9 protein-coding genes and 1 pseudogene are annotated in these 9040 nt (G+C 67.9%); 8 read left to right on the forward strand and 2 right to left on the reverse strand.

Annotation, left to right across the window (positions count from 1 at the left end):
* Together IP78_RS00970 and IP78_RS00975 are read right to left on the reverse strand one after the other, a co-directional pair.
* Positions 1–211: pseudogene (locus IP78_RS00970) on the reverse strand (4-amino-4-deoxy-L-arabinose transferase); the annotation flags it as partial.
* A gap of 11 nt (positions 212–222) precedes the next feature.
* A complete protein-coding gene (locus IP78_RS00975; protein WP_156320231.1) occupies positions 223–1050 on the reverse strand; it encodes a phosphatase PAP2 family protein in 828 nt (275 codons plus the stop codon).
* Between the two features lie 258 nt (positions 1051–1308).
* Here IP78_RS00975 and mutM point away from each other — a divergent pair, with 258 nt between their 5' ends.
* From mutM to IP78_RS01015, 8 genes are all read left to right on the forward strand, one after another.
* Positions 1309–2172 (forward strand): bifunctional DNA-formamidopyrimidine glycosylase/DNA-(apurinic or apyrimidinic site) lyase, encoded by an 864-nt coding sequence (gene mutM, locus IP78_RS00980; protein WP_054109852.1) that lies wholly within the window; start codon positions 1309–1311, stop codon positions 2170–2172.
* A gap of 791 nt (positions 2173–2963) precedes the next feature.
* Positions 2964–3566, forward strand: coding sequence for a hypothetical protein (locus IP78_RS00985; RefSeq protein ID WP_054109853.1), 603 nt, complete (start codon positions 2964–2966; stop codon positions 3564–3566).
* Positions 3567–3624: 58 nt separating this feature from the next.
* The gene (locus IP78_RS00990; RefSeq protein ID WP_054109854.1) at positions 3625–4413 is read left to right on the forward strand and encodes an enoyl-CoA hydratase-related protein; all 789 of its coding nucleotides are present in this window, start codon (positions 3625–3627) and stop codon (positions 4411–4413) included.
* A 223-nt stretch (positions 4414–4636) separates the two neighbouring features.
* On the forward strand, positions 4637–4906 hold the full coding sequence (gene rpsT / locus IP78_RS00995) for a 30S ribosomal protein S20 (RefSeq protein ID WP_054109855.1): 270 nt from the start codon (positions 4637–4639) through the stop codon (positions 4904–4906).
* Between the two features lie 463 nt (positions 4907–5369).
* Complete coding sequence (gene dnaA / locus IP78_RS01000; protein WP_054109856.1) at positions 5370–6821, forward strand: chromosomal replication initiator protein DnaA; 1452 nt, start codon at positions 5370–5372, stop codon at positions 6819–6821.
* Positions 6822–7037: 216 nt separating this feature from the next.
* The gene (gene dnaN, locus IP78_RS01005; protein WP_054109857.1) at positions 7038–8156 is read left to right on the forward strand and encodes a DNA polymerase III subunit beta; all 1119 of its coding nucleotides are present in this window, start codon (positions 7038–7040) and stop codon (positions 8154–8156) included.
* A gap of 151 nt (positions 8157–8307) precedes the next feature.
* Positions 8308–8646: a GIY-YIG nuclease family protein gene (locus IP78_RS01010; RefSeq protein WP_369814653.1), complete on the forward strand. Its 339-nt coding sequence runs from the start codon at positions 8308–8310 to the stop codon at positions 8644–8646.
* Positions 8639–9040, forward strand: a 402-nt coding sequence (locus IP78_RS01015) for a YdeI family protein (RefSeq protein WP_369814654.1), incomplete at its 3' end; no start/stop codon positions are given. The genes IP78_RS01010 and IP78_RS01015, both read left to right, overlap by 8 nt.

The following is a 9040-nucleotide window of genomic DNA, read 5'->3' on the forward strand; positions in this document are numbered from 1 at the left end:
CCGACGGCGTTCGCACGCAGGCCGGTCCGCTGCCGCAGATCGGCTCGGCCGCCGCGATCAGCCAGGCGACCAGCGGCGGCTTGGAGAAATAGCCCCAGGCCGGGCTCTGGGCCCAGACCCAGTACTGGGCCTCATCGGCGTAGAGGTCCGTCACCGAGAGCTGCAGGCCGATCAGCCGAACCAGGGTGAGGACGACGACCGCCCCGATCAAGGCGGCGGGGATCAGGCCAGGGCGGGGACCGGGGTCGACCGCGCGCGACGGCGGCGACGCGCCCGTCGGGCCGCGACGGGGCAGTGGAGCATGAGGCGATGCAGCAGGCACAGAACGAGGGCTGTGATGGCCCATGACAGCACGATGTCCGACAGGAAATGACCGCCGAACAGCAGGCGGTTGAACGACAGGGCGGCGGCATAGGCGAAGGCCGCCGGGATCAGGATGGCCCGCCAAGGTTGCGGCGTCATGACAACCGCGACCGCCGCGATCCAGGCCGCCGACGACGCCTCGCCCGACACGAAGGAGCAGTTCGCGGCGCACTGGTCCGTCACCAGCCAGGCCCGCGTGAACTCCGCCTCGCCGCCGAAGGCCTCGATCTGGATCGGCCGCGCCCGGCCCCAGCTCGCCTTGAAGAGGCCATTCACGACCAGACCCGACGCGAGCGCCAGGCCGCTGATCAGGAACAGGGCCTTCTTCGCCTCGCGCCAGCCGGTCCACCAGCCGCGCACGGCCACGACGATCAGCCCGAGCAGCATCAGCCCCATGACCCAGCTCGACGACTTGCGCAGGGCGCGCAGCAGCGGGTCCGTGGTGGCCACGAAGCCGAGCGCGGGATCGTGGAACAGATCGCTCACCGCCAGATCGACGCCGGGCAGCAGCACGAAATAGGCGGACAACACCATCGTCAGAACAAGGGCGACCGTGACCGGTGAGGCGCCGTCGATGCCCGCCGCCAGCGACAGACGCATCTTCAGCATTGCCCGACGCAGGGACCGCCCCATGCCACCGAACCGGTCGCCCCTCCGGCCGCCCCCCAGCGTCTGCACGAACGTCATCGATTCCCCCAAACCGAGCGGCGTCTGGGGACCGGATGCCTGACTCGTGCGTCGGCCGCGTCACGGAAACATGGGTGTCCCGTGTCGGTTCGACGGCGGTTCGGTTGCGGCTCGTCCGAGACCGGAGAAGGAAGGAGAGGTTCCAGGGATTGGGGTCTAGGGTCTAGGGATCAGGCTCGAACTGATGCAAATCCCAGCCCGAGCCCTCGCCGCACTCCCTGAAACCGGATCCCTGGCCCCTAGCCCAAACCTTCCCCCATGCCCGAACTTCCCGAGGTCGAGACCGTCCGGCGCGGACTGGAGCCCGTACTGACCGGCGCGCGCCTGACGCGCGTGCGCCAGAACCGGCCCGACCTGCGCTTTCCCTTCCCCGACCGTTTCCCCGAGCGGCTGGAGGGCGCGACCGTTCTGGCCGTCCAGCGCCGGGCCAAATACCTGCTGGCGCCCCTGTCGACCGGACAGACCTGGGTGACGCATCTCGGCATGACCGGCCGCTTCACCCTGGACGGCGAACAGCTGGGCGAGTTCGAAACCGCCGCGCCCAGCGTCGGCAAGCACGAGCACATCAGCCTGTCTGCAGTCGCCGAGGGCCGCGCCACCCGCATCGGCTTCGCCGACGCCCGCCGCTTCGGCTTCATGGGCCTGATCGCCTCGGACGCGGTCGAGGCCCACCCCTGGTTCGCCGCCATCGGACCCGAACCCCTCGGCAACGCCTTCTCCGCCGCCCACCTGGCTGAGGCTTTCAAGGGCAAGGCCCAGAACATCAAGGTGTCGCTGCTGGACCAGCGCATCGTCGCCGGCCTCGGCAATATCTACGTCTGCGAGGCCCTGTGGCGGGCGAAGATCTCCCCCACTCTCCCCGCCGGCCGCGTCTCGCGCCCGCGTCTGGAGGCCCTGACCATCGCCATCCGCGACGTCCTGACCGAGGCCATCGCGGCGGGCGGCTCCACGCTGCGCGACTTCGCCAATGCCGAGGGCGGACAGGGCTATTTCCAGCACGCCTTCGACGTCTACGGCCGCGAGGCCCAGCCCTGCCGCCGCGACCCCGCTCACCCCGTCACACGCCGCATCGTCCAGGGCGGCCGGTCCACCTTCTACTGCCCGGCGTGTCAGAGGCGGTGAGGCGGCGGTGTCGGAGCGGGCCGCTGCGTGCCCTGGGAGGCCCCACGAGCGACGTCATCTTCGGGGTCGCCTAGGGGTGGAAAGCGGACCTTGCCCGGCTATTGTGTGCCCCAGTAGTAAGGCCACTCACTCCGTCGATCAGAACCAAGCACGCGATCCTCTGCGGTCGCGTTCGAATAATCTACCGGCAGGTAGAATAGGTCTGGTCCGCCTTCCAGAATGAGCCTCCTTCGCTCGCCGGACCGCGTAAGGGCCACATCGCAACTGTGTCGCTCCCCAACCAGAACGAACTGACGATCCTCGCCTTTGAGAACCCTCTCCACTCGGACGAGGGCAGGTGCCGAGGCACTCCAAGGGCGGACAACTTCCCCATCGACAATGACGGAGGCGCGCTCGATCAACTCCTCTGCCGCTCGTCGTTGCTCGGAGGGGCTAGGGTCGCCCGTTACGACAACCGCGCAGGCATACGCCGACACCGGCAAAAGGCAGAGGGCGATACCGAGTGCAATGCAGGGCGTCCCTAACGTGCGCATTGGCGAAGCGTGACATTGGTCTCTTAGGTCCGCAACAGGTCGATAGCTGCCATTCTGATCTGGACCGATTGCGGTCATTGATCTGGCGGGCCGCCCGTCCGAAAACCTGGTCCGGCCTCGGCCCTCTGCGCCGTTTTCGGAACGGGAGACCCAGGGTCGGGCCTTGTCGGGTCGCAAGTCCGACGGGAGGAGCGGAGCCCGATCCCAAGGTGATCCCTACGTCCGATTCTGACGCAGGCGCATGTCAGGCTTCCCGCCATGACCGACGCCCGCCCATCCTACCGCATCCGTTCCCCCGAGACCTGGGCCGCCGCCCGCGACGCCTTTCTGGCGGGCGAGCCGGCCGAGGCCGTCTGCGGCCGTTTCGATCTGGGCCTCTCGGCCTTCTGGAAGCGCGCCCGCGAGGAGGGCTGGCGGCGCGCCGATCAGCCCGACCCGGAGCCTGACGACGTCCTGCCCGACCCCGATGCGCGGCTCGAGCGGTCCGATCTCGCCGATCTGGCCTGGCAGCGGCTGTCGCGAGCGGTCGGCCAGGGCCGGATCGCCGAGGCGCTGCGCTGGCAAAAGCTGCACGCCGAGCTCACCGCCCCCGAGCGCGCCCGCGAGCGCGAAGCCGCCCGCGAGGAGGCCCGGCTGCGCCGCGCCGAGGAGGACGCCAAGGACGCCCGCATCGACGCCATCACCGAGGTGGCCGAGCGGCTGGCGCTGGACCCGGCCCTGTTCCACGCCCGCCGCGCCCGACCGGCGTCCGCCAAAGTGCACGATGTGGACGATGTGCACAGTGTTTCGACCTCCACGCCGCTGAACCGCGCCGAACGCCGCCGCCTGGCCCGACTGCAGCGCGCCGCCGCGCCGCCCTGAACCGCCTTTCGCGGGGCGAACCGGCTTGGTAAGCCCGCCCCGAACAGAGGAGGCCCCCATGACCGACACCTACGCCAATCTGCTGATCGAGCGGCACGCCGACGGCTATGCGGTCGTCACCCTGAACCGGCCCGAGGCTCTGAACGCCCTGAACTCGGCCCTGTTCGCCGACCTCGCGGCCTTCCTGGCCGCCGTCGAGCACGACGACAGCGTCCGCTGCCTGATCCTGACCGGCTCGGGCGACAAGGCCTTCGCCGCCGGCGCCGACATCAAGGAGATGGCGGACCAGACCTATGCCCAGATGTATTCAGGCAATTTCTTCGCGCTCGGCCACGACCGGATCACGCGGTTTAGGAAGCCCATTATCGCGGCCGTCAACGGCTTCGCGCTCGGCGGCGGGTGCGAGCTGGCCATGCTGTGCGACTTCATCGTGGCCAGTGAGAAGGCGAAATTCGGCCAGCCCGAGATCAACCTGGGCGTCGCGCCGGGCATCGGCGGCTCCCAGCGCCTGACGCGCCTGGTCGGCAAGTCCAAGGCCATGGACATGGTCCTGACCGCCCGCATGATGGACGCCACCGAGGCCGAGCGCGCGGGCCTGGCGTCGCGCGTCTTCCCCCACGACCAGCTGCTGGACGAGGCCCGCAAGATCGCCGCCCGCATCGCCGCCCAGAGCCCGCTCGCCGTCATGGCCAACAAGGAGATGGTCAACGCCGCGCTGGAGACCACCCTGACCCAGGGCGTCCAGTTCGAACGCCGCCTGTTCCACAGCCTGTTCGCCTTCGAGGACCAGAAGGAAGGCATGGCGGCCTTCGTCGAAAAGCGGAAGCCGGAGTTCAAGGGGAGGTAGGTTCTAGGTTCGAGGTTCTAGGGGGATCGAGCGACCTGAACGGCATCGCCTCAGCCACACCGTCTTCTCCCTAGAACCTGAAACCTAGAACCTCATCCCTCGAACCTGACCCCTCGAACCTACTTGCCCCTCCACCCCCCTTCCGCTATACGCCGCGCCTCTTGAAGTTTCCCCACGCCGTGGACGGGGTGTCCGCGGCGTTTGCCTTGATAGGTTCTGACGAATGGCCAACAACCCCGGCGCCAAGAAAGCGATCCGCAAGATCGCCGCGCGGACCGAAGTGAACAAGTCGCGCCGTACCCGCGTGCGCACCTTCCTGAAGAAGTTCCAGGAAGCCGTCGCCGGTGGCGACGCCGAAGCCGCCAAGGGCGCCTTCGTCACCGCCCAATCGGAACTGATGCGCGCCGTCTCCAAGGGCGTGGTTCACAAGAACACCGGCTCGCGCAAGGTCTCGCGCCTGGCCGCCCAGCTGAAGAAAATGTCGGCGGCCTGAGCTAGGTAGTTTTACGGACTGTCACCGGTCCGTCATGACAAACTCCAGAATTTTCAACGGCGAGTAGGCTCAAGCTTACTCGCCGTTTCGCCGTGTGCGGATAAGTGATCACAGGGGAATTTCCGCTCGCCACGCAGGCGAAACGGGCATTTTCCCAAGCAGGATTTGCACTTGGCGCTGTCAACGAATTTAGTTGCCATTCGGTCAACGAATCAGCGTTGACCCCCACGCCGCCGGGCGTAAGTTTTCCCTCCTAACGCACTTCCATCCCTTCACGGATGAAGACGGAGCGAGGCCCTGCCTTGCCCCGGCGGGAGAAGTCTGTTCGCCAGGTCGGCCCCACCTTCGAAGCCATCGCTTCGAGGGCCAGGAGAAGTCGTCCCTCGATCAGACACCCGGCGAAGGGCCTGGGACCGCGACGGTTCCGGGCGTCGATGACTTTTTTGAGGCGGGTGAGGAGATCATGGGGGGACTGGCAGTGGCGTCGACGGGTGCATCGGGCGGTGGCATGACGGATCCGGATCGCATCTGGACGGAGGCGGCGACCCGTCTTCGCGCCGAGATCGGCGAAGGCCCCTTCAGCTCCTATATCGCCCCGTCCGCGGTGCGCGCCGACGGCTCGGGCCAGCTGATCCTCGTCACCCCCACCGGCTATGCCCGCGACTGGGTCAGGAAGAACGCGCTCCGTCGCCTCAATGAACTGTGGCTGGGTCTGGACGGCCTGTCGCGCCGTCTCGAGGTCCGCTGCCGCGCCGAGGTTCCGGCCGTAACGCCCGCCTCGGCCATCGCCCTCCAGGCACTTTCGTCGGCGGGGTCCGAGACACCGGTGGCACCCACGGTCGGACCCGTGGCCGACGGACCGCGCGCCGTCCGCGCGGCGGGCCTGCAGGAGCGGCTGACCTTCGACAGCTTCGTGGAAGGTCAGGGCAACGCCTTCGCCCTGGCGATCGCGCGCCAGACGGCCAGCTGGGCCGAGGGCCACTTCAACCCGATCTTCTTCTGCGGCCCCTATGGCTACGGCAAGACGCACCTGCTCAACGCCATCGCCTGGGAGGCCCAGCGTCTCAAACCCGACGCCAAGGTCGTCTACCTGACCGCCGAGCGCTTCCTGTCGACCTTCGTCAAGGCCATGCAGGACCGCTCCACCGCCGCCTTCAAGGAGAGCCTGCGCACCGCCGACATGCTGCTGCTCGACGACGTCCAGTTCGTCGGTGGCAAGGCCTCGACCCAGGAAGAGCTGCTGTCGACGCTCACCGCCTTGATCGAGGACGGCAAGCGCATCGTCCTGTCCGCCGACCGCCCGCCGATGGCGCTCACCGAGGTCGAGCCGCGCCTGCGCAGCCACCTCGCCGCCGGCCTGACCTGCCCGGTCGAACCCGCCGACCGCGCGCTCAAGATCGCCGTGGCCCAGAACCGCATCGCCGCCTTCGCCCGCATGGGCCTGGTCTCCGGCGAGGCCCCGCGCGAGGTGCTGGAACAGCTGGTCGACCGCACGCCGGGTTCGGTCCGCGAACTGGAAGGCGCGATCAACACGCTCGCCGCCTCGGCCGGTCCGCGCCTGTCCAGCCTCGGCGCCGACGAGGCCGTGGCCCTGCTCGGCTCGGCGCTGCGCGGCGGCCCCGAGCGCCGCATCACCGTCGACGAGATCCAGAAGACGGTCGCCGAGCACTTCTCCATGAAGCAGGCGGACCTGCTGAGCGAGCGCCGCACCCGCGCCGTCGCCCGCCCGCGCCAGATCGCCATGTATCTGTGCAAGCAGCACACGACCCGCTCCTACCCCGACATCGGCCGCCGCTTCGGCGGGCGGGATCACACCACGGTGCTGCACGGCGTGCGCAAGATCGAAGAGCTGTTGGCCACCGACGACCAGATCGCCCGCGACGTCGAGGCCCTGACGCGCAAGCTGCGGGGGTAGGACCAGGTTCTAGGTTCGAGGTTTCAGGTTCTAGGGAGGTCGAGCGGTTTGGATGGCATCGCCCAACGGCCAATGTCTTCTCCCTCAAACCTAGACCCTCAAACCTAGAACCTAGAACCTCCTGCCCTTCCTTGCCCCGCCGCCTCAATCCGCTAGTGTCCGAAGTCCTTATCCGCGACCCCTCTTGAGTCGCCGCCGGACGCCCAAGAAGACCTCATGCAGCTGACCATCGAACGCTCCGCCCTGCTGAAGGCCCTCGGCCATGTTCAGAGCGTTGTGGAACGCCGGAACACCATTCCGATCCTGTCCAACGTCCTGCTGTCGGCGGGCCGCGACAAGCTGAGCTTCGCCGCCACCGACCTCGACATGGAAATGGTCGACGAGGCCGAGGCCACCGTCCAGGTCGAGGGCCAGATCACGGCGCCGGCCCACACTCTCTATGAGATCGTCCGCAAGCTGCCGGACGGTGCCGAGGTGGCGCTGACTTACAACGGCGACGACCCGCGCCTGACGGTCCAGGCGGGCCGGTCCAAGTTCAACCTGCCGGTCCTGCCCGCCGGCGACTTCCCGGTCATGTCGACGGACTCCACCGGCGTTCGCTTCACCCTGATGAAGGACGACCTGGCGCGTCTGATCGACAAGACCCGCTTCGCCGTCTCGACCGAAGAGACGCGCTACTACCTGAACGGCCTGTATCTGCACACCGTGGCCGAGGCCGGCATTCCCCTGCTGCGCGCCGTCGCCACCGACGGCCACCGCCTGGCGCTGGCCGAGACCCCGGCCCCGGAAGGCGCGGCGGGCGGGCCCGGCGTGATCGTGCCGCGCAAGACCGTGGATCAGGTCCGTCGCCTGCTGGATGACGGCTCAGGCCCGGTCGAGATCCAGGTCAGCCCCCAGAAGATCCGCTTCGAGTTCGGCCAGGCGTCCCTGACGTCGAAGGTGATCGACGGTGCCTTCCCCGACTACATGCGCGTCATCCCCAAGGGGAACGACAAGCAGGCCGACATCGACAACAGCCTGTTCGCCTCCGCCGTCGACCGCGTCGCCACCATCTCGGCCGAGAAGAGCCGCTCGGTGAAGCTTGCCTTCGAACTGGACCGCGTGACCCTGACGGTCCGCAACATGGAGGCCGGCCAGGGCGTCGAGGAGCTGGAGATCGGCTATTCGGAAGCCCCGTTCGAGATCGGCTTCAACGCCCGCTACCTGCTGGACGTCGCCGGCCAGATCACCGGCGAGAACGCCACCTTCATGTTCGCCGACCCCGCCAGCCCGACCCTGGTCCTCGATCCGGGCGATCCCGGCGTGCAGTATGTGCTGATGCCGCTGCGGGTGTGACGACCTTAATCTCCGCTCATCCCGGCGAAAGCCGGGACCCAGTGCTTTTGTGAGGCACGCCTGCCGGGATTGACGCCGAGCCCTACCCTCCGCCAGCCTTCACCCAAAGGACTGGGTCCCGGCTTTCGCCGGGATGAGCGGGAGGGGATTGTTGTTCTTCACCTACATCGTCGCCAGCCGGAAGAACGGATCGGTCTACACCGGCTCAACCGACGACCTGTATGTCCGCGTCCTGCAGCATCGGAACGGGACGTTCGACGGCCATACCAAGCGATATGGCATCTCCAGGCTCGTCTGGTTTGAGACCCATCCCACGCGCGATGCTGCCTTTATTCGCGAACGGCGGATCAAGGAGTGGAAACGCAACTGGCGGCTGGAACTGATCGAGCGCGGAAATCCCGGATGGCGACACCTGTTCGAGGATCTGAAAAGGGACCGGGGATCGTCGCCGGACGATTGGACGCCGCCACCGGAACCAGACGATGGCTGACCGACCCCTCGATCGTTTCGAGCGCGTGGAGGTCACGACCCGCGCTCAGTGGCGCGACTGGCTGAGCGCCAACCACTGCCAAACCGAGAGCGTCTGGGTCGTCACCTTCAAGAAGGGCGCGTTGCAGCCCCGCGTGCCCTATGACGCTCTGGTCGAGGAGGCCCTGGCTTTCGGATGGATCGACAGCCTGCCCCGGAAGCTCAACGACGAGCGCACCATGCTCCTGATATCGCCGAGGAAGCCCGGCTCCAACTGGTCGGCGGTCAACAAGGCGCGCATCGACAAGATGACGGCGGCGGGCCTCATGCACCCCGCCGGCCTGGCCAAGATCCAGCAGGCCAGGGCCGACGGCTCGTGGACCGCGCTCGACGCCGTCGACCGGCTGGAGGTGCCC

This window comes from Brevundimonas sp. AAP58, from assembly GCF_001295975.1.
Classification (GTDB): domain Bacteria; phylum Pseudomonadota; class Alphaproteobacteria; order Caulobacterales; family Caulobacteraceae; genus Brevundimonas.

Coding starts and splice junctions, on each gene's coding strand:
- rpsT (WP_054109855.1), top strand. CDS start 4,637: ATGGCCAACAACCCCGGCGCCAAGAAAGCGATCCGCAAGATCGCCGCG.
- IP78_RS00985 (WP_054109853.1), top strand. CDS start 2,964: ATGACCGACGCCCGCCCATCCTACCGCATCCGTTCCCCCGAGACCTGG.
- IP78_RS00990 (WP_054109854.1), top strand. CDS start 3,625: ATGACCGACACCTACGCCAATCTGCTGATCGAGCGGCACGCCGACGGC.
- IP78_RS00975 (WP_156320231.1), bottom strand. CDS start 1,050: ATGACGTTCGTGCAGACGCTGGGGGGCGGCCGGAGGGGCGACCGGTTC.
- mutM (WP_054109852.1), top strand. CDS start 1,309: ATGCCCGAACTTCCCGAGGTCGAGACCGTCCGGCGCGGACTGGAGCCC.
- dnaN (WP_054109857.1), top strand. CDS start 7,038: ATGCAGCTGACCATCGAACGCTCCGCCCTGCTGAAGGCCCTCGGCCAT.
- dnaA (WP_054109856.1), top strand. CDS start 5,370: ATGGGGGGACTGGCAGTGGCGTCGACGGGTGCATCGGGCGGTGGCATG.